At 42.7% G+C, this 25,954-nt stretch carries 19 protein-coding genes; 9 read left to right on the forward strand and 10 right to left on the reverse strand.

The window, feature by feature from the left end; all coding sequences use genetic code 11:
- Positions 1-178: 178 nt before the first annotated feature.
- Both ACRRS1_RS22250 and ACRRS1_RS22255 read left to right on the forward strand, forming a co-directional pair.
- A complete protein-coding gene (locus ACRRS1_RS22250) occupies positions 179-1,060 on the forward strand; it encodes a site-specific integrase (RefSeq protein ID WP_432468713.1) in 882 nt (293 codons plus the stop codon).
- A gap of 2 nt (positions 1,061-1,062) precedes the next feature.
- A complete protein-coding gene (locus ACRRS1_RS22255; RefSeq protein WP_432459226.1) occupies positions 1,063-2,103 on the forward strand; it encodes an IS91 family transposase in 1,041 nt (346 codons plus the stop codon).
- A 256-nt stretch (positions 2,104-2,359) separates the two neighbouring features.
- On the opposite strand, the gene ACRRS1_RS22260 is transcribed toward ACRRS1_RS22255, so the two are convergent.
- The 4 genes from ACRRS1_RS22260 to ACRRS1_RS22275 form a co-directional block, all read right to left on the reverse strand.
- A complete protein-coding gene (locus tag ACRRS1_RS22260) occupies positions 2,360-3,514 on the reverse strand; it encodes an MFS transporter (protein WP_439022892.1) in 1,155 nt (384 codons plus the stop codon).
- Between the two features lie 230 nt (positions 3,515-3,744).
- Positions 3,745-4,482 carry a glucose 1-dehydrogenase gene (locus tag ACRRS1_RS22265; RefSeq protein ID WP_432468712.1) on the reverse strand — a complete coding sequence of 246 codons (738 nt, stop codon included), beginning with the start codon at positions 4,480-4,482 and terminating at the stop codon, positions 3,745-3,747.
- 419 nt (positions 4,483-4,901) lie between these two features.
- Positions 4,902-5,303, reverse strand: coding sequence for a hypothetical protein (locus tag ACRRS1_RS22270; RefSeq protein WP_432468711.1), 402 nt, complete (start codon positions 5,301-5,303; stop codon positions 4,902-4,904).
- A 108-nt stretch (positions 5,304-5,411) separates the two neighbouring features.
- A complete protein-coding gene (locus tag ACRRS1_RS22275; RefSeq protein WP_432468710.1) occupies positions 5,412-7,871 on the reverse strand; it encodes a TonB-dependent receptor plug domain-containing protein in 2,460 nt (819 codons plus the stop codon).
- A gap of 395 nt (positions 7,872-8,266) precedes the next feature.
- On the opposite strand from ACRRS1_RS22275, the gene ACRRS1_RS22280 reads away from it, so the two are divergent.
- The 6 genes from ACRRS1_RS22280 to ACRRS1_RS22305 all read left to right on the forward strand — a co-directional run bounded on the left by ACRRS1_RS22280 (position 8,267) and on the right by ACRRS1_RS22305 (position 14,678).
- Complete coding sequence (locus tag ACRRS1_RS22280; protein WP_432468709.1) at positions 8,267-10,981, forward strand: insulinase family protein; 2,715 nt, start codon at positions 8,267-8,269, stop codon at positions 10,979-10,981.
- A gap of 3 nt (positions 10,982-10,984) precedes the next feature.
- The gene (locus ACRRS1_RS22285) at positions 10,985-11,986 is read left to right on the forward strand and encodes a putative transporter (RefSeq protein ID WP_432468708.1); all 1,002 of its coding nucleotides are present in this window, start codon (positions 10,985-10,987) and stop codon (positions 11,984-11,986) included.
- Positions 11,976-12,593 carry a MotA/TolQ/ExbB proton channel family protein gene (locus ACRRS1_RS22290; RefSeq protein ID WP_432468707.1) on the forward strand — a complete coding sequence of 206 codons (618 nt, stop codon included), beginning with the start codon at positions 11,976-11,978 and terminating at the stop codon, positions 12,591-12,593. Before ACRRS1_RS22285 ends, ACRRS1_RS22290 begins: the two co-directional genes overlap by 11 nt.
- A complete protein-coding gene (locus ACRRS1_RS22295) occupies positions 12,586-13,002 on the forward strand; it encodes an ExbD/TolR family protein (RefSeq protein WP_432468706.1) in 417 nt (138 codons plus the stop codon). The genes ACRRS1_RS22290 and ACRRS1_RS22295 overlap by 8 nt, the downstream gene beginning before the upstream one ends.
- Positions 13,003-13,011: 9 nt before the next feature.
- Entirely contained in the window at positions 13,012-13,821 is an 810-nt protein-coding gene (locus tag ACRRS1_RS22300) for an energy transducer TonB (protein WP_432468705.1), read from the forward strand.
- A 356-nt stretch (positions 13,822-14,177) separates the two neighbouring features.
- Positions 14,178-14,678, forward strand: coding sequence for a hypothetical protein (locus ACRRS1_RS22305; RefSeq protein ID WP_432468704.1), 501 nt, complete (start codon positions 14,178-14,180; stop codon positions 14,676-14,678).
- Positions 14,679-15,838: 1,160 nt separating this feature from the next.
- Here ACRRS1_RS22305 and ACRRS1_RS22310 read toward each other — a convergent pair.
- The 4 genes from ACRRS1_RS22310 to ACRRS1_RS22325 form a co-directional block, all read right to left on the reverse strand.
- Positions 15,839-16,939, reverse strand: coding sequence for an ISAs1 family transposase (locus ACRRS1_RS22310; protein ID WP_432468703.1), 1,101 nt, complete (start codon positions 16,937-16,939; stop codon positions 15,839-15,841).
- A gap of 131 nt (positions 16,940-17,070) precedes the next feature.
- Entirely contained in the window at positions 17,071-17,844 is a 774-nt protein-coding gene (locus ACRRS1_RS22315) for a hypothetical protein (protein WP_432464069.1), read from the reverse strand.
- Positions 17,845-18,677: 833 nt separating this feature from the next.
- Positions 18,678-20,138 carry a P-loop ATPase, Sll1717 family gene (locus tag ACRRS1_RS22320; RefSeq protein ID WP_432468702.1) on the reverse strand — a complete coding sequence of 487 codons (1,461 nt, stop codon included), beginning with the start codon at positions 20,136-20,138 and terminating at the stop codon, positions 18,678-18,680.
- 278 nt (positions 20,139-20,416) lie between these two features.
- Positions 20,417-21,646, reverse strand: a complete 1,230-nt coding sequence (locus tag ACRRS1_RS22325; RefSeq protein WP_432467308.1) for an ISL3 family transposase — start codon at positions 21,644-21,646, stop codon at positions 20,417-20,419.
- 114 nt (positions 21,647-21,760) lie between these two features.
- Here ACRRS1_RS22325 and ACRRS1_RS22330 point away from each other — a divergent pair, with 114 nt between their 5' ends.
- Complete coding sequence (locus ACRRS1_RS22330) at positions 21,761-22,387, forward strand: phage integrase N-terminal SAM-like domain-containing protein (RefSeq protein WP_432468701.1); 627 nt, start codon at positions 21,761-21,763, stop codon at positions 22,385-22,387.
- Positions 22,388-23,112: 725 nt separating this feature from the next.
- On the opposite strand, the gene glmS is transcribed toward ACRRS1_RS22330, so the two are convergent.
- The gene (glmS, locus tag ACRRS1_RS22335; protein WP_432455331.1) at positions 23,113-24,945 is read right to left on the reverse strand and encodes a glutamine--fructose-6-phosphate transaminase (isomerizing); all 1,833 of its coding nucleotides are present in this window, start codon (positions 24,943-24,945) and stop codon (positions 23,113-23,115) included.
- A gap of 22 nt (positions 24,946-24,967) precedes the next feature.
- Positions 24,968-25,732 carry a DeoR/GlpR family DNA-binding transcription regulator gene (locus ACRRS1_RS22340; RefSeq protein WP_432468700.1) on the reverse strand — a complete coding sequence of 255 codons (765 nt, stop codon included), beginning with the start codon at positions 25,730-25,732 and terminating at the stop codon, positions 24,968-24,970.
- Between the last annotated feature and the right edge of the window lie 222 nt (positions 25,733-25,954).

A 25,954-nucleotide genomic window follows, 5' to 3' on the forward strand; every position in this document is an offset into this window, starting at 1 on the left:
CACTTGATAATTTAATGCAGTAGATATGCCGCTAACTCGTTATACAGACCGCTATTGGTAAAATTCTAATTTTATTGCCTTGTTGAACGAAGCCGCTCTGCGGCAGAGTGCATAGCACCTGATATCTCATACTCAATGTGACACGGCCAATCGGTCGTGATGAACCGGAGTATGCAGCATGAACCCTACCCAACAACATCGTTATCATGTTTTATATAAACAACACCTTACCAATTTAACCTTACAAGGGAAACGACCAGCCACCATTGATGCGTACTCGCGTGCGGTACGTCGGATTTCTGCCCACTTTGACCGCTCCCCCGATACCTTAAGCACCGCTGATTTAAAGGCCTATTTTGCTCAACTCATTCGTACCCATTCTTGGAGCACCGTGAAGCTAGACCGCAATGGCTTGCAATTTTTTTATCGCTACACCCTCGAGAAACAATGGCAGTGGTTAAACATTGTGAAGCCTCCTCAAGTGAAGCGCTTACCCGATATCTTAAGCCCTGCGCAAGTCGGCTTCGTGATTAGCATGACGTCGCAACCGCGCTATCAAGTCTTCTTCTTGGTGTTGTATTCCATGGGGCTGCGATTGAGCGAGGGCTTACACTTAAGTATTCATGATATTGATAGTCAGGCCATGCAAATCCATGTGCGGGATGCTAAAGGCGGCAAAGACCGCTTCGTGCCCATGCCGCGTCGCACCCTTCAGGTTTTACGTCACCATTGGCAAAGCCATCGCCATGCTCGTCTGCTGTTTCCACGCCAAGGTAAACAGGTGGATGTGCCTATGGATAAAGGCGGCGTACAAAAAGCCTTGAAGCGGGTATTGCGCGATTGCGGTATTCATAAACCTATTAGCCCGCATTCGCTGCGCCATTGTTATGCCACCCATCTGCTTGAACAAGGCTTGGATTTACGCTCCTTGCAACACTTGCTGGGACACGCCAGTTTAAATACCACTGCACGTTATACCCAGTTGACCCAAGTGAAGCAATTAGATGCCGTAAAGGCAGTGAATAAACTCACTGACTCTCTCACACTCATGTGGCCGTAACCATGAGCACCTTTATTGATTTACTTCACCAACATGAGGCCGAGCTTGCACCGCTTTTAAGGGCGGATGCTAAACGGGCAATGTATGCCATGCTGCGTTGTAAAACTGAGCAACAAGGTCACAGCCTTTGGCAGTGTGAACATTGCCCGCATCAAGACCAATTGACGCTGTCTTGCGGCCATAGGCATTGCCCGCAGTGCCAACACCATTGCACCACTGGCTGGTTAACTCGCCAACAACACAAGCTGCTACCCACGACTTACTTTATGGTGACCTTCACCCTGCCTCATGAGCTAAGGGCTTTAGCCCGCGTGCAGCCTAAAGCCTTATACCAAATCATGTTCAAGGTGGTATCAAGCCTGTTAAAGGACTTTGCCAAACGCCAGAACCAGGGGGAATTAGGGTTTACCGCCGTACTGCATACCCATAGCCGCCAGCGTAATCTGCATCCCCACTTACATGTATTGGTGGCCGGTGGGCGCTATCACCGTGCGAAGCAGCAGTGGCATCACTGCAACAAGAAGTACTTGTTTAACGCCTTTGCGCTGGCCAAGGTATGGCGAGGGAGAATGCTAGATGCGCTCAATCAACACCCAAACATCAAGTTGCCCCCGCATATCCCCACCAAATGGGTGGTCGATTGTCGCAACGTAGGTTTTGGGCTGCCCGCGCTACAGTACTTATCTCGCTACTTGTATCGCGGGATCTTATCCGATAACGACATCATCAGTACCGATAATGACCAAGTGAGTTTTAGGTATCTAGATAGCCAAAGCCACACCACCAAAATCCGCACCTTGCCTACCTTAAGGTTCTTAAGGCTTATCTTGGCGCATGTATTGCCCAAGGGATTACAGCGGGTGAGAGATTATGGTTTTTTACGGGGCAACGCCAAACACATATTGCGGCGCATTCAGTTACTCCTGCGAGTGCCGCAACGCGTGAACCTCGCCGCGCTCCAAACCGACAACCACAGCGCGACCCGGCCATGCCCTTGCTGCCAGCACCCCATGCACTGCACAGGCGTGAGTCGAACGAGCTAGCCGAAAGGCGAACAGGATAAGGAGAATGGCAGGGCTTAACATGAGGATGAATACATAAAAAAAATAACAGCTTAGCATCATGTATGACAGGTAAAGGCTTAACGCCATTCACCCAGTCTTAGCCAAACTCGCCTTGTAAAAAGTAACAAGGCCTTGGCCCCGCCAACATCAATACCGTTATTTACTATAGAAGGGAGCATCGGGCTTGTTCAACACCCGAATAAGGTGGCGGCTACGCGACACCTATTCTTATTTGTTATGAGTATTTTTCAATAACCAGCGATGCCTGTTTGCTGTTGTTGGCATTCATAAAGTAAAACCCAATCGCTGCAAATATAGAAATAGCGATCACACTGAACCAAGTAAAACGATAACCATAATTATCAATTAAATAGCCGATCACAATAAAACTTGGCATCAACAAAACATTTCTGAGCGTCACAAGTACCCCCTGAATTCTCCCCCGGTGACTAGATGGAGAGTTATTCGCGAGATATACCCCTTCTTTCGTCGACAGCAAAACTTCTCCGGCGGATAAAAATAACCACGCTAAAAAGTGTATCGGAATTGTTGGATACAACATGACAAGCAAATACCCGAATGCAAACATTAAACCTGCATATGCCAAGCTAATTGTTTCTGTCTTACTGGAAGTTAATTTCATTAATAGCGGGGTAATAAGTACAACCAATACACACGCATAAGTCATTAACTGTCCAAATAAAACGGGGCCCGTTTCTCCAAAAATATGACTCAAATATAATGGGCTTGCCATCGTCATTTGGTTAAGTGAGTAACACAGCAGACCGCAAAGAAAGGTGAAAAATAATAGTCGTGGTCTTGCTTGCAGAACGGTCCAAACTGAGCCCGAAACCGCTTGCTCTAACTCACTTTCGTTTGTCGCTTCCGTTTCTGGTTGCACTTGAATAAAAATGGCAATAATCAAAACGCCAAATAATGCAGCCAAACCATTACCAAAAAATATCCACTCAGTATGCTTCCAGAATAAGTACCCTGCGATGATAGGGCCTAAAGCAGAGCCAAAATTATATGCAAGGTAGCTCAGTGACATCACCGCATCACGATTCTTAACATGAGAAAGGTCGGCAACCAAAGCGTTACTGGCTGGTAATGCCAAGCCAATAAAGAAGTAAGCACCGCACAAAAATGCAGGGACTAAAACGGGAGAATCAGAAACGAAACCACAGTAAATAAGTAGCAGAGCCCCTATCAACTCACCGACAACCATGACCCGTTTATGACCCAGGATATCTGATAACTTCCCACCTAAAAAGCTACCCAAAAGATAAGTTCCTGTAACACCCATCGCAAGGGAGCCTGCGACTGTGACTGAATAACCTAGCTTGTCAGTGAGTAGTAAGACTAAAAACGGAATAATGAAATTACCCATTCCTAGAATCATCCTCGCTATCGCCAAGTAATATATATTTTTCGGTAAACCGCGATAAATCGATATCGCAGATAAAAACTTGTGAATGACAAAACCCTCAATGAATTGAATTTACCTGAAGAAGTGAGCGCCGCTAGCGTCGAAGCGAAATCATTGAACCAAAAACATAAAACCCAAGCTTGAACAGAGACACCAAGCCTTAGAAATCACTCTTAATGTTTGATTATTGGCTATCTCCCACCAGCCAAGTCGATAAAAGAACCGGTAACATAAGAAGCTTCATCAGATAGTAACCAGACAATTGCATTGGCGACTTCATCAGGGGTGCCACCCCGTTGCAAAGGAATCTGGGGAGACAAACGCTCAACTCTATTTGGCTCACCGCCATCGGCATGCATGTCGGTATAGATAAAACCAGGTCTTACCGAATTAACTCGGACCCCCTTTGGAGCTAGTTCCAATGAAAGACCTTTAGTCAAAGAATCCATTGCACCTTTCGATGTCGCATAATCGACGTACTCAAATGGAGCGCCACTTCGAGAAGCTGCAGATGAAACATTAACGATAGAGCCTGTCGCTATAGGGTCTATGCGCCTAATAAACTCACGAGAACAAAGAAAGCAGCTAGTCACATTAGACATCATCACTTTATTGAATCGTTCTAGATCAATCTCAGAGAAAGTCATTTGCGAAAACAAAACGCCTGCGTTATTGACTAAATGAGTCACAGGGCCAAACGCTTTCTCCGTTGCGTCAAATAAAGAGATGACATCACTTTCATTGGAAACATCCGCTTGAAACGAAAATGCTGAACCACCTAACTCTCTTATTTCACAAACCACTGCTTCCGCAGCTTGAGCATTTGCAAGATAGTTTACACAAACTTGATATCCTTTTGCGGCCAATAACTTTGAGGTAGCCGCTCCAATTCCTCGACCACCGCCAGTGACAATGACAACTTTATTCATGCAAATACTCCTTATGAATTTTTACGCTCTGGTGTAGAGAATGCCCTCATCATCCATCGGAAATTTCATAAAGTAAATACGCTAGCTTGGTTTGATTAAGTAAATATCGCCAAAAAAAATCCTATTAACCCTCTGGACTAAAGCACTCAGAATGCGCAAAATCCCCCGCGCCCAAAAATACTGCTTAAATATTGACCACCAAATAAAACTTTTTATTTCAGACTGTTACATGCACACTTTTGCTCAACTGGCGTATCAAAAGGTATATCGCACAAAATCAAAACATTGAACAAGTGATAAAAACGGCCATTGAAAGCTGCAATCAAGCGAGTTGGGGTGAGTGTTTCAATAGTTTATTCTTTTGTAAGGAGACCAAGGTGTCAGCTACGCGACACCTTTGACTAAATTAGACCTTTTTTCTACCGACTCGCAGTAAGGCCAAAAAGACCCAAAATCATTAAACATGCAGAACTAGGCTCTGGTACTTGCATATCACCAGGGACATCAGATGCCACAATTCTTATACTATCCAAAGCAGCATAACCGCCTGCTAGCAAGTCAATCCGCTGCGTAACATTGCCATTCGTATTACCCAAAGTGTCAAGAGGGATCTGAACGGTTGTCCAGTCAAAGGTATCGGCCGCAGAGATAGATCCTGAGACAATTTCTTTATCGAGAATACTACCTGAGCCAAGTCCGTTGATGCCCGTAGGATTATCATATAGTGTAAATTCAAATATTGGGGTTACGCCAATAAAACCCAACGCAGTTCGAAATGCGCTTCCTCGATTTGCTCCACCGACCAAACCTACGCGTCTCATTTATGCGATCACAAGTGTATGATGGTTTCTTCAGATGCGAGCCTTGTCTGAAAAGCAACCACCCACAGCAAAATAATCGCCTTTGCTGCAGATGGTTTGTCAGTGAAATTACATTGAGTAATTCAAACCAAGCCAGAAAGAACGACCAATTTGGTAGTTTGATTCGCTACCTTCGACGTTATCAAGCAGGTTCTTAATGCGTAAGTCAATCGACGCGTTATGTTGCTTGTACTTCAAGAAGCGATAAGTTGCATTTAGATCAACCGTCGTTTTAGCCTTTTTCTCTTGTTCGCCATAAATGTCGTACTTATTACCATCTGCATCTACGTAATTTGCTCGAGTATCGGTTAAATACTCATATTTGCCTCGGTGGTACACTGTTGCACTAGTCATTAGAGCATCGTCAAACCATAATGTAGACCAAGAAACCGACGCACGGAAAGGCGCCGCATAATTCTGTCTTGCGTCATCCTCATACATGTCAGACATTGTCATGATTTGTCCCTTGTAATAGACGAGCTCTGCTTCATCTTCTGGATCCGTACTGTAATCAATAAGGCCATTATTTTTAGTTTCAGACCAAGTAACATTGGCATTAAAAAAGTGTTTCTTATAATGACCAGACCATTCGATAGAGTAACCCTCATAGTCGGTTGAACCGTTATTGGTCATCTCGTAGTAATCGTCACCATTGGCATTCGTCAATTCTTCACTTCTAGCGAACTGGTCTCGATTTTGACGATAAACTGTCTTAAATCTTGCGTGGCCATCGAGGAATGTAGGTATCGTTATCACCGCCGTTAACTCGTCACTGTATGGCGTATCTAAGTCAGAATTACTGTATTGTTTAACACTTGGTTGGTTTGAACATTCGTACCACTCCCCTGGAGCGCCGCCATAATTGCTGTCACTACCATTTTTCAGATCACGTTGATAACAAGTGTACGCGGGTGTTTGCTCTTGGATTGCATAGCCAATCATCTTGTTTGCATAGTAACGGTTAGCGCCTAGGGTTAGGTAAGTTTCTTCAATGAGTTCCCAACTTGCTGTTAAACGTGGTGCAAAATTGTGATTTCCGGAGAAATCATCGTATGAGTAACGGGTACCGACTCTCATTTCAACAGGACCAAGCTGAGTCAAATACTCCCCCCAAAATGCGTGGCTGTATACGCCAACATCAGCGTCAAAAGCGCTATATGTTAAGCGTCTCTTGTTAGCCATGTCTGGTGTACATGACTTGTCATTAGGAGCACAAATGTAGTTGTCTGTTTTCGCCTTCTGCGCACTGTAAAAGTAGTGAGTATCTTCTGGTCGTGATTTTGTGGCGTCGGTATATTTAAATTCTGAGCCATAGCTAAGTGTGCCACTATTTAATCCCGTTGAGAACGATGTTGTCCAAGTGTAGTCCGTTTGTGTTTGGTCTAAATCACCGATACCACCGTCGTTACAGTTGGTAGCTGTACACCAATCCAGGAACTCTCCTCTTAACTGATAGCGCTCATTTGATGACTCACGAGATGCGTCGTTGTGCATAACAGAGAGTTTACTGTTCCAATCAGTTTCGCCAAAGAAACCGGTAGCACTTAAATAACCTTGAGTACCTGATGATTTACTTATCATCAGATCGTTTCGAGCCTTGGCTTGATCGCGTTCGCTTTCATAAGGACTATGAATGACCTGGCCTTCAAATGTCAGGTTATCTTTATATTCATAAAGCCCTTTGAGGAGGAAGTTTTTAGAGGTGTCACCATTATTGCCAGTAGTGCCACCGTAATCTTTATCTTGAGTGTATTCCACTGACGATTGACTAAGACTGTATGAGGCCAATACGCTCAATTTTTCAGTAAGCGGTAAATCAAAGCTTAAGCTTGTCTTTTGTTTAGTAAATTCAGGTGGCGGGATAACGGTCTTATCTGAGTCAGACTCTGTTGGATCATGGTATTCAACCATACTATCGTTTTGGAAGCTGGTACTTAAGTTAAAGCCAAACTCTTTTTTTGGCTTGCGAATTTTATAATTCACAACACCGCCAACAAAATCGCCGTACTCTGCGGATATGTTCGAGTCCATTATTTCAACTGAACCAATTAAATCGGGACTGACATAAAGGGTTTGACTCGTTTGACCAACAACATTGTTCCAGTCCAAATCACCGCTTGGAGCGGTGACATCGTGAATCGAAGTTGCTGAAACGCCATCGACCTGAATGTTGTTATCGTAGTAATTACCGCCTGAGATGGAGAAGTCCTGCGGACGAATCGATTGAACATTTTCTTGTGTCGCATCATCTAAGCTGTTGTCCATTTGAATAAATGGTGAAGACTTCAAAAGATCGGTAGTGTCGCTCCCTCCAGGCTTATTGTTTTGAACACTCGTTTCACTCATGACCGAAGTGCCCGAATCAACTGGATCGTAGCTTTCGTAAATTGTGTCCGCGTTTACCAGATTATCGTTACTGCTGTTTCCATCCGATATTTCGATATCACCTAAATCCACAGGCTCATTTGCATAGGAGATAGGACTTCCCAAGGCTGACAATATAGCCAGCGCAATAACATTATTATTCATTTATATATCTTTCTTAAGTTCAATTATTATTCGAATTTTTTCAAATCCATCCACTACTCATAAAGGCAGTTAGTCCATTGAGTCGTATTCATATACCAACAACCATACGGTTGTTGCTTTTAGTCCAGAAAGAGAGTTCTTCCCCATTTTTTCTTGGCTTCTTAACACTCTCAAATGGTGTGATTTTATAAGAAAGCATTTTGAAGTCCGTCACATAATATAGTAGGATTGGCAACGCTTTCAATACAAATGAGAAAGCAAATGAGAGTTATTACCAATAGAGTTGTTGGATTTTAACTCTATCCTCTAATTATTAATTCGTTGATTTTATGTTTATTTACAGATTTTTTTCTATCTGTGTCATGGCATCCAGTTTGCTATTTGCAAGCTTTGGCATGGACGCAAAAGAGCTTCAATGGAGTCCACAGCTCACGAACGGTCATTTAGATAATGGTTTCCAATATGTTTTCTATAACAGTCACAATTCTAAAGATCCTTTCAACCTCCGACTAATCGTGAATGTCGGTTCTATCGATGATGAGCATCGTGGTATGGCTCATATTGTCGAACATATGGTTTTTCGAGCGAATCGAGCGCATAAGATTGATATGCATCATATGTTTAACCAAATAGGTTGGAGGACAGGAACTCAAATCAATGCGCTTACTCGTCAAACCGAAACCCAATACATGGTTCGCACTCGTCCGAATGATGCGCTCAATGCTAGTGAGTCTGTTCAATTACTGAGTGACTTAGCCTTCGGAGCAAAATTAATTGACCGCGAGTGGCAATTAGAAAGAGGCGTTATTTTAGAAGAAATGCGCAGAGATGCTGGGGTTGCAAAGCGTGTTAATACTGCAAAAAAATTGGTAGTTCGTAATGGCTCTCGTTATGTAGATCGTCCAACAATTGGTACAAAACAGGATATAAAAGACGTAAAGATTGAAGATATTCGTACATTTTATAATCGGTATTATGTACCGGGTAATATGACTTTAGTTGCCAGTGGTTATTTCAATGATGCCGAGCTCATCGAAGCGATTGAAAATAGCTTCGGCTCAGAAAATGCGGCGCAGGTGCCTAACCGAGATTATGTAAAATTACCACTCAAAGATGGTTTAGTGATTGGAAAGGTTCAAGATCCTAAAGGAACGACATCTGCCGTAGTCTATGGCTTTAGAAGTAAAATGGAGCCAAGAATTACTGAGTCAGGTGCTTATCAATGGCTACAAAACTACTTTATCAAAAAACTGGTTAAACCTGCCGTACGAGCCTCTAAAACTGAGTATGGAGACCAAGTGTCCTCAGTTCATATTTCATTTAGTGAACCAACACCTGAACGACAGATCGTGGCTATAACAGCCAAAACAATGAATCATTCATTAGGCTTGGAAGTTGTACTTAAAGAGATTGAAAGACTTAAGCAACACGGCGTTCAAGAGGCGGATCTAATTGCTCTTAAAGCAGAGGCAAAGAGCTCCGTCCTGCGAAATCGCAAGGTTATTCCTCAGCGTGATATTGCCAAGTGGGAAGACAAACTAACGTCGGCCATCATACAAGAGAGTATTGAAGAAGACTATGCGATCAAATCCGCACGTACATTAAAATGGATTGATGAGTTGACGGTTGCGGAGTTAAATCAGCAATTGAGTCAGATGTTAAGTGCGCCTGACCAATTCATGTTTTACCAAATTCCAGGAGACCAAGAGCAAACACTGCCAACGAATGAGCAAGTTAATCGGCTTGCCAGTCTTATTTCCCACCAAGAGTTAGAAGCTATTGAAGTTGTGCCAGCAAAACCTCAGAGCTCAAATGAAGCGGCCACCACAAGACCAGCTATTTCGCTAGCCAAGCCTAAACTTTCAAATCCAAAAATACAAATTAAAAACAAGCAGTTATCTACTAACATCATTCACTGGGAACTGGCAAATGGTGATAAAGTGACTTGGTTAGACAGAAAAAATTCTGACGGCCAAATTTATATCAAGGCACTCTCTAACGCTGGTTATTACAGTGAGATGCACCCACTATGGTTATTACAAGCAGCTCAACAAGTTTGGCAACAAAGTGATTATGGGCCGATATCTAACCAAGAGTTACTGCAATGGCAGTCGGCCAATCACGCTAAGTGGAGCTGGGCACAAAAGGGAAGTGAGTTAGATCTCTCTGCAATAATCACCGCTTCAAATCTTGAGCCATTAATGCGTTCATACTGGGTTATGCAAACCGGTTGGCAATTAAATGATGAGCAGTTTATTAAGGCTCGCGAAGCGATTCAGCGGTCGGTGCAAAATAAATCTGAGGATATGCGAGCGCGTGACGCTCTTTGGGGGACACCTGCAGGTACGTCGCCAACTCTCAAAGCCGTTCATGAATTAACCCTTGCCAATTTTTCTTCTGTGATCCGAACACTTAGCCAACAGCCCGTATCAATGTTTATTGTGGGCGAGAGTAGTGAACAGCAAATTGAGACTATGCTACTTCCTTATTTGGCAGCAGTGAAACGCCAACGAAATTTCGTTACTCAGCAACCGGTTCTGCCTAGTGGTTACCACTCTTTACAGCAAGCTATGCACGATGAGCAGAAATCAACCGTCACGATAAAAAGTGAAAGTGATATGCAGTGGAGTCCTGAAGCAAGCTTTTTGGTCTCAACGCTTAACCCTATTGCTCAGAAAGCATTAAAAAATAAACTTCGCCATGAATTGGGAGGCGTGTATTCCATCCGTTTTGAAATGACACTGAACAAAGACAACAAAGTTCGTATGTTAACTGAATTTACGACAGCACCAGAAAAGGCTGACATGTTAGTGAAAGCTCACAACGACGTAATAAGTACGCTTGCGACTCAATTATCTGGCGAGAATTATCATCGGATACAACAAGATATAAAGTTTGCTGAAGCTCTGAGACTAAAGAATGCAAATACATGGTTACGTCGTCTCGCACTGAGTTACCAAAAGTATCATGGTCCTGATTATTTAAAGTCTATGAAAACACTTGAGCAACAGGTCACTAAGCAGAAACTTGCTGACATCTTAGAACAAATCATCCCTGTGTCCAAACAAGCAATCTTGATTGGCACCCCCCTATCACCAGAAGGCACCTAAGTTATGTTTCGCAGTTTTTTCCTTGATAAGCAATGGATTACATGGTCATGGCTAGGCGCCGCCGTCATCCTTTTTGCGACTTGGTATAAAGTACAATTAGATTTGAAAGTGAATACATGGTTTGGTGATTTTTACGACGCGATTCAGCAAGCTTTAACCACCCCAGGTTCAATTCAAGCGCAAGATATTTATGAACATTTAGGCACATTCATGAAAATATCGACGATGTTTATTGTTATAGCAGTACTGCTTGAGTTCTTTATGCGCCACTACGTATTCCGCTGGCGTACCGCGATGCATAATTACTACACGGCGCATTGGGATAAAGTGCGCCATCTTGAGGGTGCATCACAACGTGTACAAGAAGACACCATGCGTTTCGCCAATATTGTGGAACGTTTAGGCGTCTCTTTCTTGCATTCATTGATGACCTTGCTTGCCTTTCAACCCCTACTTTGGGAACTGAGCAAACAAGTAAAGGCTGTACCTTTTTTCGGCGAAGTCGAACACGTTCTTATCTATGTGGCTATATTGTCAGCTCTATTTGGTACGGTACTGTTGGCTTTAGTCGGAGTAAAACTGCCAGGTCTTGAGTTCAATAATCAAAAAGCTGAAGCGGCATTGAGAAAAGAGTTGGTTCTTGGTGAAGATGACAATACCAGAGCTCAACCACCGTCGATGAAGGAGCTGTTTCAGCATGTGCGTACCAACTATGTCACCATGTATCGCCATTACCTTTACTTCGATCTATTCAAAATCAGTTACTTGCAGCTGTCATCAATTCTGCCCTACATCATGCTGGTACCCACAATTATTGTTGGACTGATTACATTTGGCACAATGCAACAGATAATCCGAGCATTTAACAAGGTTGAAGATTCGCTGCATTATCTGGTGTTTAGCTGGTCAACTATTGTTGAGCTGATTTCGGTGTACAAGCGATTGAAAGCCTTTGAAAGACACATTCATGCCACGCCAAAAGAAGATGTAGATTATGCTTATTGATTCTTGGACCGTAGCCACTGGCACCCCATTGGCCCTATGCTCTGCTTTTACACTTGCTCTTGTCATGGAGCGTATGTTTGTTGTGCTACGAAAACGCGGACTTTCTAAAGATAATAATAGTGCTATTTTTGATGCCCTTCATAAACATGAAATGCAGAACGCATTGAAGATTCTTGAACATTCAGGGACTGGTTATCAATTTGTGATTGATGAACTCATTCATCATAAATTAAGCACAAAGGAAGTGCGTGATGAAGCTATAAAGATCATGTTAGTCCGTTATTCAAATCGGCTAAAACGCCGCTTATCTGGCTTAACAACGATAGCGTCTCTAGCTCCTATGTTAGGTCTTCTCGGCACTATCATCGGCTTGATGCGTTCATTCCGCGATATAGGCTTAACTGACGGTCCCGTGAATCCATCAATGGTTGCTGATGGTTTATGGCAAGCTTTATCTACGACAGCGGCAGGTATGGTGATCGCGGTTGTGTGCGTGCTTTGTCACGCTTTGATTAAATCTCGTATTCGCAGTCATTTAGCTGAAGCCGCTGATGTACTCAATCATTTCTCCCACTGTATTCAATTAGAAGAAACAGAAAATGATTGATTTAGAAGACGATGATAATTCGAATACCTTGCAAGATGCCATGACACCAATGATTGATGTTATTTTCGTGATCATCGCGTTCATGATGTTGATGATCAACGTACCGTTAATCACCATGGAAGTTGATTTACCGAAAGCTATTGAGAACCCCAAAATCACCCATACGGGGAAAAACGTCGTCACGATAGGAGTCTTCGAAAATGACGACTCATGGTTAATCAATGACTCGAAAGTGAACTCAATGGAAGCGCTCAAAGCTCGATTGAAAGAACAAAAGCAGCAATATCCAGATCAACTCAGTGTGGTTATTCATAGTGATAAGCAAGTGCCAATGGCGCGTGTTGTTGCTTTATTTGGTGCTCTACAAGAACTAGAACTTAATGTGTCGCATTTGGCGTTACAACAGTAAGGGCACATCATGAACGTCAGATGTTCAGTCTTTACAAGGTTTGTATTACTTTCATTGCTTATCCACTGCATCGTGGCGATTTGGGTGTACTTCCAACCTCAGGAAAAGTTGATTCTTGCGAAGAAAACGAACACATTAAAAATCAGCGTGGGACTTCAAGCTGCAATGATGGGTGTAAACATAGTGACACCAGCGAGTACAGCAAAAACCAAAGTTGAACCTGTGATTGAAATGGATGAGCCTGAACCTGAGCCTGAGCCTGTAAAGAAAGCCCTATCTCAACAAAAACCCAAAGAGCAATTACCTAAAAAACATAAGCCTAAACCGAAGAAAGAAATCAACCGGCCAGTTAAGAAGAAAATAGAAACTCGGAAGCTAGAGGCTAAAACATTACCAAAGAAAAACAAAGTGCTGCCGTCACCAGAAGTGTTAGCTCAAAAATCAGATGGCGCACAGGGGGTTGAAGGTTCAAAGCATGATAACCATCTACAGAAAGAGACAGGATCTGGTGAACAAGCGGGCGGCATTGTCAATGAAGCCCAGTTCGACTTCTATATCCGCCAACATCTTCTAGCTAAAAAAATAACACCTCGCCTATTAAAATCAGGTCGAAAAAAAGGCGTCGTGGTTATCGTTTTCACTCTCGATAGACTCGGTAATATTATGCATTACAAGATAGCCAAACCATCTCGAGTACGAGAGTTTGATCGCGCTGCAATCAAACTAGTACGTAAGGCTGAACCTTTCCCCAAAGCACCAGACTTTGTGACTTGGCAACAGCGCAAATACAGTATCGATATTTCGTACAGTGTGAAATAAATACACAGTTGCTTGTCTGCCAAAAAATACGCTATTTATGATGAAGACTAGCTCGGTTCCAATTGTTCAGACGTTCAATGTTTAATACCCACGCAGATCTCATTAAGCATGTCGTGATTAATTCAACAGGCCTAAAACCGTTTAATGCTGAGCACATGAAATAGTAAGTATGATGGCATCACTCAATTTTGTGCGTGATAGCGAAGCCCTATGGTAATCCCCCCGAAAACTGTTGGTAAAGTATAACTGTGCTAGTCAGGCCTATATGGAACAACGCATTCCCCTCAACTGTATTGACAAAAGAATCATTAATAATGGTATCTATGAACGCTATTTAATGATTTATAAGGATTATAGTGAAACAAGCACTATTAGCAGCGCTGCTGTTTATAAGCTTCTCAAGTCTAGCTTTTGAAGAGGTAATATTTAATGGTTATAAGTTTCCAGTTAGCTCAGATTGGTCTTCTGTACGTTTAATGGAAGACGACAACGGGTTCTATATCATTGAGCAAGGTACTGTTGTACTAATTGTTAAACAGCATGATAAATTTCAGTCCCCGCTTACACTTGAAGATGGTACTAAAACCTCAGTACTAGAAGTTCAATTAGACAGGCTTCATGGCGTCACTAAAGAGTCTAAAAGCGCTATTTATAAGGGCTTATATGCTAGTTTTTCGCCTTCTAAAGTCTTTAAAGGCAGTGATATTGATTTCTTCCTAGAAGTTAATGGCGCAGTTGAAGGAATGCACTTCGCTTTTATCTCCCCCGATACAAAATCACCGATAATGGACATCTCTACGTCGGTTATAACTGAAGCTGAATTCATTACATATTTAAAATCGATAACTGTTCACTAGGTACACAACCGCCGCGGAGCGGTTTTTAGCGGACATGAACTGCTTTGGTTTGTTATAGCTTTTGTATTTCATAGGCAGTCACCATTTACACACGCGGTGTAGAAGCCAGCGAAAAAAATTATTAGCAGCACAGTCGGTGCGTAAGTAGCCCATGCTAATGCCGATTTAGTTTTGTTAGGGAATTCTTGCTGAGCAAAAAACCAAGCACCACCGCTACTTGCGACAAGCATTGATATATATGTTGGGAAATAGGAACTTGAAATTGTCCCAGCCCAGTAAGCGCTTTGTGTACCTAAACTCACCACTAGAGCTGGCAATATAAAAGCACCTAAAAGTGCCACTGTCCTTGTCATGGTATTCCTCTTATCGACTATAACGCCGCAATAAGCGGACTAAACCAGTGGGTTAAAATGTGGAGCGAAGCGAAACTGAGCCAACTGTTTTAGTTCCGTTTAAAGCTCTTGTGTACGCCCAGCATGGGCATGAACTAATGAGGTGAAAGTCCTCTGTAGGAAGGTCACCGTTTAATAACATTCTGATTATTAAACGCTAACTACTAGCGAATGGCAAGGGCATTGCCGCGAGGGAATGTCTGAAGGAAGCCGGACGCAAATCTGCGAGCTGATGAACAAGAACATCATATGAGGCGTAGGCTGGAGGCGAGTTGGCACAAGACAACGAAGCCATGTGATCTAACGGCCACCGTAAATGATGCAGCAGTGCAGAGACAGTGCATGTTCTTATCTGGGGAGGTCTGCTTAACAGGCGATCGTTAAACTCACTAGCTTGGCCGCTAGCTCAAACAGGCCTGGCACTTAAGTCTCATCAACTTAAGTGAGCAAATACGATGAACAACGATAGCGCTATTTGGGGTAACTCAAACGGTGATTAAGCAGAAGTCAGCAGACGGCATAGTAGCCCAACGCCCATCGTAATGGTTGGGACATGGTGAAGGCCTGAACCTGAAAATCAATGAGGAGCCTGTGCAGCTCATTGTCTCCGTATCCGACCGGACTGAGGAGTCATGGCGCAAAAAACAGAAGCCATCATTGGAATGCAAAGGAGCTAATCGGCCGTTGTATTTTAACCGTTTTCAGGAAACGCCCTGTGCGGAGCCGCATGCAGGGTGTTGTGCAGGGCGGGAGCATACTTTGATGGATTTATAACCCAAAGAAGACTCGTGCCCGATAATCGTCGCTCCATCCCGCTTTCTTCAACTTCACTTTGTGACTTGGCGCTCCACAATCGCATTGTTTGAGCATGTTCATCACAAAACGTCTAAATAGAGCTATGTTTTCCACCGATCCGTCTAAAGTAATGCGAGAGTTATCCTCTTTAAAAACAACATCTAATACGTAATGCTGGCTGTTTTCAATTCGCCAATGCTGACGAATATAGTGGCCTAACAATTTGTGATTCGGTGACATTGAGCTTATGTAATACGAGGTATCTACAGTGCCTTTCCCATTTATCACGCGGTGGCGTTCCACTGCTATGATGCTTCTTACCGTTGGCCATTTCTTTGCTAACTCTTCGGGCAACTTGGCCTTTAGTTGAAAGACGTATCGCTCTTCGCTACGACCATGGTGTTTTTCTTTAATTTCAGTGACGACCTTCTCTTTACCAGCATCAAAGACGGCTTGAAACTGCTCAACAACAGCCGCTCTCAACTTTGGTTGGTTGTTTTTTACTTGAACGACAACATGAGCCTTCTTTTCTGCGATTTTCTCTAGTGTATCGCGCTGACAATGTAGAGCATCAACGGTGACAACACTGCCTTTTACGTTAATAACATCAAGCATTTGGCGCACAACGCTAATCTCGCCGTTCTTGTTCGCTGTCGGTTTCTGACTCAGAACGAGACCACGTTCAGTATCATAGGCTGTAACCAATTGTAATGCTGTTTTCTTGTTATTTCGGTACGAGCCACGCAGTACTTTTCCGTCAAATGCGATGATGGCTCTGTTTTGACTCGTTCGCTGCTCGTTAATCCACAGAGCTAATGCCTCAAGCAAAGACTCCGCGACAACAGAACGCAAAATGCGTGCAATCGTGTGTCGTCTTGGGATCCCGTGTTCAAATGGTCTATATTTCCTCAGCCAGCCCAACTTCTCTTCTCCATAATATTCAATGTCTTGCCAGCCTTCACATCCTGATGCGATAGCACTGATAACAAGGAAAATTACGTCAATAAGGTCATGCTTTTGATTGATGTCAGATCGAGTATCCTCGACGACTGATAAATGTTCAATTATGTTCAAAATAACTATGTAGCTTAGGGTTTAGAGGTATTAGATCATATCTGTTAACAAAGTGCGATCCCGCCCTGGGGGTGTTGTGGGGGCTAGAGGTTAGATACCTCCGGCTACCCGATTAGCTGTATTTAACGAGATCAAGCAACTACTGGCGGTTCATTTTCATTTTCTAAATTCTTACTTGCTATAATTATCTTATCAATAATATTATCGATAAGATGGTCAGCAGCAGAGAAATCTGTGCCTTCTACTTTAACCTTATAGTTTGTCAATAGTTGCTTACAAGTCCAAAAATCCCTTAAACCACAATATTTAGCTAGCAATAAAATATCGCAATCTAAGTCTTTAACTAGCTCTGTTATAGATTCTTCTAATAAGTTATTTGAACTATTAAATATGACATTTTTAAACGAAGTTTCTGCTACTTGCAATTCAATTTCACTTTTATAGTTTTCTACGTAATTCTGTGAGTGAGAAATGACTTTTTCTAGTTTTTCCTTTCCTCGCAATCTATATGCCAGAATAGGATTAATAGTTGCAAACTCAGCTAAAGAATCATCGTAAGGTTCAAGAAGCTTTGTGTGCATATCTTCTTTTAACGTAGTAGATAAATTTTCAAAATGAGTTGTAATCATTTTATGTAGTGGGTTATCTGCACTAATATCCCCCATTGGATACCCTCGATCTTCCACTTTTGTAGATATATATTCTAAGTAATTTTTTGTTGCATTTTTGGGGTCAAACATTGACCTTATAGTTTGGTGGCGTATTTCGAGAAGAATAAACAACACTTTCCGGGCACTTTTTTTAATTTCTAATCTACTTTTAAAAAAGAACCCTACATAACCTAATAGTGCGGCGAAAAAAATACCTACACTACCTATCAATGCAGCAATGATTTTAGGATCCATATTACACTCCATGTATAAATTAAGACTACAGCTAACGCCAGCTTAAGCGGACTAAAATAGTTGGCTAAAATGAGAAGCGAAGCGAAACTGAGCCAACTGTTTTAGTTCCGTTTAAAGCTCTTGTGTACGCCCAGCATGGGCATGAACTAATGAGGTGAAAGTCCTCTGTAGGAAGGTCACCGTTTAATAACATTCTGATTATTAAACGCTAACTACTAGCGAATGGCAAGGGCATTGCCGCGAGGGAATGTCTGAAGGAAGCCGGACGCAAATCTGCGAGCTGATGAACAAGAACATCATATGAGGCGTAGGCTGGAGGCGAGTTGGCACAAGACAACGAAGCCATGTGATCTAACGGCCACCGTAAATGATGCAGCAGTGCAGAGACAGTGCATGTTCTTATCTGGGGAGGTCTGCTTAACAGGCGATCGTTAAACTCACTAGCTTGGCCGCTAGCTCAAACAGGCCTGGCACTTAAGTCTCATCAACTTAAGTGAGCAAATACGATGAACAACGATAGCGCTATTTGGGGTAACTCAAACGGTGATTAAGCAGAAGTCAGCAGACGGCATAGTAGCCCAACGCCCATCGTAATGGTTGGGACATGGTGAAGGCCTGAACCTGAAAATCAATGAGGAGCCTGTGCAGCTCATTGTCTCCGTATCCGACCGGACTGAGGAGTCATGGCGCAAAAAACAGAAGCCATCATTGGAATGCAAAGGAGCTAATCGGCCGTTGTATTTTAACCGTTTTCAGGAAACGCCCTGTGCGGAGCCGCATGCAGGGTGTTGTGGGGGCTGGAGGTTAGATACCTCCGGCTACCCGATTAGTTTTCATTTTATATTTAAGAATGTTCTATATGCTGGGTGTATTGACCAGACAATGTTGTCTTTTTTATTTTCTATTGAGCGATATAAATCTGGATCGTCATTATAGTGGGTGAATGTTTTACCGTCTTCATGAACTCGTGATATCAATCCTAATTTAAATAAGAAATCCCCTAAATCCTCATGTTCAACATACTGCTTTCCATCAACTTTCGATATGTTTTCAACAGGTCTCCCACGTACAAAGTTTTCTTCTAGAGTCAAATGCAATTCTGTATATGTAAACTCTTTTTGAGTTGCTCTAAGAGAATCAATTAAGTTTGATAATTCATCAAATTGATGATTATGCTCTTTAATTAAATCGTCTCTTCGCAATGCGCCAAATTCTGCGAGTATAAAATTAATGTGGTCAAGATTTACTCTCTTTATTCTTAAATTTTCCCCAGCTTTCTTGCTTGCCATTTTACATAGCTGCCCCATCCATCTCGGTCGTCTATTCGAAAAAGCACTAATAGCATCAAACAGTCGAGCATCTCGACTACCATGCCATTCTATAGGGGAATTGAATACTATATCTAATATTTTATTGTAGTCACCTTTAAGCTTGTACTTTGCTTCATTTGAATCAGGAAATTTCTTCGTAACATAAACCAATATTTTTTGAGCAAGCATATCCCTCATATATTTCTTGCTCCAAAATATTTCAACTATATATTGTTGTAACTTATCTAAATCTTCCAAATGACGAAGGCATGACCATACATCACTTCTGACCGTAGCTCTGATATTTAAACTTTCTGTATCAAAAGAAAGGGCTCTAATAGCACTAAAAAAAGAGCCTACTCGAGCTTGATTTTCTGCTGTGTTTTGGAATTTAGCATCAATATCATCAATTAAAATCCAAACATTGGGTGAGTTTTTATTATCTTGGTAACGTTGTAAAAGTTTATCTAAATTTTCAGGAACACTACTTTGTACTTCAACACCAGCTAAAGGCAATTTACCTTTAACTCTAGCAATTAAAGCTCCAATAATATTTTTACTTTTTAAACCCTCTAATTCAGATAACTCAACAAAAGACATATCATCACTATTTAGAGCAAATCCAATTTGTCTTCCTATTTCAACAATCACTCTCTTACATATAATTTGTTTCCAGTAATTCTCTAAATAAGAGTGATCATCTCCTTTAAAGTCCCCAAGTCCCAATAAATCATTGCCTTTTACTCTAATAACAAGTGGATTTTCATATTTTGCTTCATTAATTAGTTTGTATTGTAATCTTGATAATAAAGCTGATTTCCCCATTCCTTTTCTAGCAGCGACAATCGAAAGCCTTTCTTCTAAATCGAAGAAATCATCAAAATCACTATGCTCAATATAATATGAATTTAGAACCGAAAGCTTTTCATCTTCCCCTGCTTCATTACCAAATATTTTCTTATCTTTTAAATTTACCTTTATCATTTTGTTTAGAAATCCTTTATTCGATATACAAGCAAGATCGCGATGAAAACTAACGCTAAGTAGGCCGCACGTGCGGTCTATCCCATTCAATGAGCGCGCGTCCTATCACAAAAAACATGATCTTCATCACGTTCGCTCATCAATTTATGATTTGATATTAACCCATTGTCTACCTTAGTTTTTTACTCGGAATCAATCAATCATCGATCCATTTCTATCACTGATTACTTTGACAAATGACGCCAACGAAACTAAAAATACTGTATATATATGGCTCTTCACCGTTCTTGGTGGAAAGTCATATCAAGCCCTCCAAAGTGAAATAAAATAGCTCGCTTAAAGCGTTCTTTATTTCTAAAACCCATCGAACGTATTTTTAGGCGCTGAATGTTTCCATTTATCGCTTCCGCTAAGCCATTTGATACCTTATAACGCATCGCATTGATGATGCCCTTTAAGTGCGTTTTCACGGTTTCTGCTGCTGTCATCATCGGCCTGATTTGACTGACCTTTATGAGTGCTAACCAATCATTCCAAGCCGCTTTGGCGTTAGCTGCATCGCCATACCAAATGGCTCTTGCTTGCTCTTTAAATATCCAGCTCAAGCCTGTGTTTTGCATCATTTTGGCCAGCGCACTCACTCTTTCTCTCAATGTCCCATGTAGGTGGCTGTTTCGTTTTAACCATCCATACCGTGTTTGGTGGCACTCTCTTTTTAAATGCTGGGGCAACGCCATGAGTTCGCTTTTTCTCACTTCATTAACCGCTTTAGTGAGGACCTTTGCGATATGAAAATGGTCTATGGCTATCATTTGCTTAGCCCGCTCACCGAAGTAGTCATATGCTGCGTTTATATATGCTCTGCTCATGTCCATCGATATGGAACGTGTAACCATTGTTGACTCAGGGGGCAATGCCTTAAAGCAAGCAGATAAGCTCAGGCCTGTTCGACCGTCTTCAACCGATATCACCTGACCATCACGATTGGATAATACCGTGACATAGTCATGGCCTTTCTTAAATGCCGTTTCATCGACCAACAGGTCTTGGTAGTTGATGGTGGTTCTGGCTGTCAGACCACGTTGAACGGCCCGAGTCATCATCCGGTCAATGGCTCCCCAGCTAAGCCGATAGGTTTTACTCACCGCGTATAATGAACTGACTTTAAGCATCTCTATAACGCGAGCCTCAAACAGCTCTGTGTAGCGGCTCTTACTCGTGGCCCAAGGCACTTGAAGTGTTTGTACCCCATGCTCGGGGCAATCAGCCCTAGGTACTTCAGCCTCAATACGTGTTTCAAACTGACAGGTATCTAAATGTCGCCAAACCCGCCGCCGAGTATCGTGTCGACGAACAGCCTTACCGCAAGAGGGGCAAGCCGTTAATGAACCTCGGTCATAGTCAACGCGTACGGTGATGGTTTGGGTTGACTCATTGAGTTCAACAGATGAAACAGCCCAAGGATGAGTTAATCCAAGAATAGATTGATAAAGCGTCGTGTCTTGCATGGTCGCGAGGTATTCATGAACGTTTACTTATTATCTCGCTCATTAATGTTTGTTGAAAGTGTTTCCACTACATTCGGTGAAGAGCCATATATATACAGATAAAAAGTGCGCAACATGTCAAACACACCATTGCGGCTCCAGCAGCGATTTAGAAATACGATTTATCAGCACCATTACAGTATTCGCACCGAGCAAACCTATTGGCATTGGATAAAACGTTTTTTGTATTTTAATCACAAGCAGCACCCAGCAAAGCTCAGAGCTGCTGATATTGAACGATTTCTAACTCATCTAGCGGTCGATAGGCAAGTCGCTCCGGCGACTCAAAACATCGCATTTAATGCCTTAATGTTTCTCTATAACAAAGTACTACGTATCGAAATGATTGGAATTCAGGCGAAACGCGCGAAAAAACGAGTCAACATTCCCGTAGTTTTTACTCGAGCTGAAGTGAGCCAAGTGATTGCGAATTTACCCGCGGATTATCAGATCATGGCTTCACTGCTTTACGGTTCGGGACTAAGACTCAGTGAATGCTTGAGATTACGGATTAAAGACTTAGATTTTGATCAAAATACAATCACCGTACGGCAAGGCAAAGGAAATAAAGATCGCGTGACTTTGTTACCCCCTAACTTGATCCCAAAGCTTCGCGATAACATTCTCGTGAGCAAAAGTGTTTTTGCTCACGATATTGCTGGAACGACGATGTCTTACGCGTTAGCCCGAATAATAAACTAGACACCCATTCTAAAAACAAAAACCTTTCTCACTCTCGATAGCCAAGATTACGCTTTTAAATCCCTTCATCTTCGCCGAGTAGCGCAAATGAACAAGGGAGCAAAGTTGAAGTCTGTTTGAGCGTAGTGTTTACTTCAACGCCCTTGTGAGTGAGCAACGGAGGAGCTAAGAAGATGCAGGGTGGCCTTTCTTTTGTATACTTTTCTTTGGCCAGCAAAGAAAAGTATATCGCCGTCAGGGCGAAACCCTCACTAGCAGATCTATCCAAAACTAAATGATAAAAACGAGACTAACAGCTCCCACAATAGAATAAACTGAATAAACTAGACACCCATTCTAAAAACAAAAACCTTTCACACTCTCGATAGCCAAGATTACGCTTTTAAATCCCATCATCTTCGCCGAGTAGCGCAAATGAACAAGGGAGCAAAGTTGAAGTCTGTTTGAGTGTAGTGTTTACTTCAACGCCCTTGAGAATGAGCAACACAGGGTTTAAGAAGATGCAGGGCGAGCTTTCTTTTTGCTTAGCTAAGCTTTGCTCGTTGAAGCTTAATGACGTCGCCGTAGGCGAAAGCTTTTACCCCGTTGCTAACACAGAACGGGGCAAAAACGTTTTAGAAATGGCAGCGTCCACATCGTGAGCGCTGCCATTTTAATATGACACTTTAATACTTGGTGCGAGACTTTATTGTCCGCCGACAGCTCGAACCATCACCGCCGAGTCGCTATTCCACAGTGACCGACTTGGCCAAGTTACGTGGTTGGTCTACATCGGTGCCTTTAATTAATGCGACATGATAAGACAAGAGCTGCATCGGAATGGTGTAAACAATAGGCGCGATCAGTTCATCAACATGAGGCACATTAATCACCCGCATGGTTTCATCGCTGCTAAACTTGGCGTCTTTATCGGCAAACACATATAAAATGCCACCTCGAGCCCGAACTTCTTCAACATTAGATTTAAGCTTTTCTAATAACTCATTGTTCGGCGCCACCACAATAATTGGCATTTCTGCATCAATCAGGGCTAAGGGGCCGTGTTTAAGCTCACCCGCCGCGTATGCTTCGGCGTGAATGTAAGAAATTTCTTTTAACTTCAACGCACCTTCCATGGCTATCGGATATTGAGTTCCGCGGCCGAGGAACAAACTATGATGTTTGTCGGCAAAGTCTTCGGCTAATTCTTCAATCGCACCATCTAAAGTTAAAGCTTGCTCGATTTTCGCGGGTAAAGCCAACAAAGCACTCACGATCCGCTGCTCCATTTCTGCACTTAGCCCTTGATTACGACCAATGGCTGCTACCAACATCAATAAACCCGCCAATTGCACGGTAAAGGCTTTAGTGGAAGCGACTCCAATTTCGGCACCCGCTTTCATGATGTAGGCCATGTCGGATTCACGTACTAATGATGAGCCTTCCACATTACAAATCGTTAAGCTGGCGGTATAGCCTTGCTCTTTCGCCAGACGCAGCGCCGCTAAGGTATCGGCCGTTTCACCACTTTGTGACAAAGTGACTAACAAGCTATTTTTCGGAGTGCAGGACTTGCGATAACGAAACTCAGAAGCGATCTCAACATTACAAGGAATGCCAGCCAACTCTTCAAACCAATAACGAGCCACCATGCCCGAATTATAAGAGGTTCCACAGGCAATAATTTGCACATGCTCAATGCTCGGCAAAATAGCAGCGGCTTTTTCACCAAAGGCGCTGTCGAGCACCTTACCCGCTTTTAAGCGACCTTCTAAGGTTCGCTGAATAGCAATCGGTTGCTCATAAGTTTCTTTAAGCATGTAGTGACGGTATTGACCTTTATCACCGGCATCGTGTGCCGCGGTTGACTCGGTAACTTCGCGCTCAACCGATTGACCATTGGCATCAAAAATAGTCACCGAATGACGTGTCACTTCGGCAACATCACCTTCTTCTAGGAAGCTAAAACGGCGAGTGACGGGTAACAAGGCTAATTGATCGGAAGCAATAAAGTTTTCACCCACCCCATAACCAATCACCAAAGGACTGCCAGAACGAGCGACCACCAAACGAGAGGGGTCGCGTTTATCCATAATCACCATCCCGTAAGCGCCTTCCAGCTCCGCCACTGCAGACTGAACCGCCTCTAACAAACTTTGGTGATGCTTTAATTTATGCTCCACTAGGTGAGCAATCACCTCGGTATCCGTTTCAGAAGAAAATAGATAGCCTTTCGCCTGGAGTTGTTCGCGCAGCGGCTCATGGTTTTCAATAATACCGTTATGTACCACCGCAATGGTTTCACATGAAACATGCGGGTGAGCATTGCGTTCGCTTGGCTCGCCATGAGTCGCCCAACGGGTATGAGCGATGCCAGTGCCGCCCAATACCGGGGATTTGACTAAGGCATCGGCTAATTCTTGCACCTTGCCTAAACAGCGCACTCGGCTTAATACGCCATCGGGAGTCAACGTTGCAACACCAGATGAATCATATCCGCGATATTCCAAACGACGTAAACCTTCCACTAAAATATCGGCAACATCTCGTTGAGCAACAGCTCCTACAATTCCACACATATTTATGTCCTTGTGATAGATACTATGGTGCTATCACCAAGTTGACGCCTTGAGCCCGTATTTGCTCTGCAACTTTGGTTTCTAGCTGATTGTCTGTAACTAAAGTTGAAATATTTGACCAAGCCAACTCTAGATTGTGAATTTTTCTGCCTACTTTATTCGATTCGACTAAGACCACGACTTCACGAGCAACCTCTGCCATCACTTGGCTAAGACCCACCAGCTCATTAAAGGTAGTTGAACCCCGCAGTACGTCGATCCCATCTGCACCAATAAACAATTGATCAAAATCGTAGGCCCTTAAGACCTGCTCCGCGACCTGCCCTTGAAATGCCTCTGAATGACGGTCCCAAGTTCCTCCCGTCATCAAAAGTGTAGGTTCGTTTTCCAACTCACGCAGCGCAGCAGCAATGCTTAAAGAATTGGTCATCACCACTAAACCTTCTTTATCTGATAACTCAGGTAACAGTGCAGCGGTCGTGCTACCACTATCGATAATGATACGATTATGATCTCGAATTAAACCCGCCGCAGACTTAGCAATAGCTTGTTTTTGAGTAGAAATTAGCTCATCACCATGCTCATGAATTAACTCGCTAGGGATCGGTACCGCACCGCCGTAGCGTCGCAATAACAAACCATTTGCTTCTAAGCTCGCCAAATCTTTTCGGATGGTCACTTCTGAAGTTGCACAAAACTGAGCGAGTTCGTCAACCTTCACCTCACCTTGCTCGGTCAGCCTTTCCAATATTAAACGACGTCGTTGTTGAGTATTTCTTTTGATCATATCTTTCGACTTAAGTTTCGAATCGAAAGATATTATATTTAAGTGAAACTTAATATCAACCCTTGTCGTAAATATAGACAAGCTTGATTGCGAAAACTGCAACTTTAATCATATAAAAAGCGTAGCTGGGCTGACCGTAAATACCAGTCCAGCGACTCTATTCCCAAGCAAGAATAATGAACCTCGGGCATAGACATCCCCTAACCAAGATTATTTTTCAAT

The sequence above is a fragment of the Agarivorans sp. Z349TD_8 genome, from assembly GCF_050870825.2.
Lineage (GTDB): Bacteria > Pseudomonadota > Gammaproteobacteria > Enterobacterales > Celerinatantimonadaceae > Agarivorans.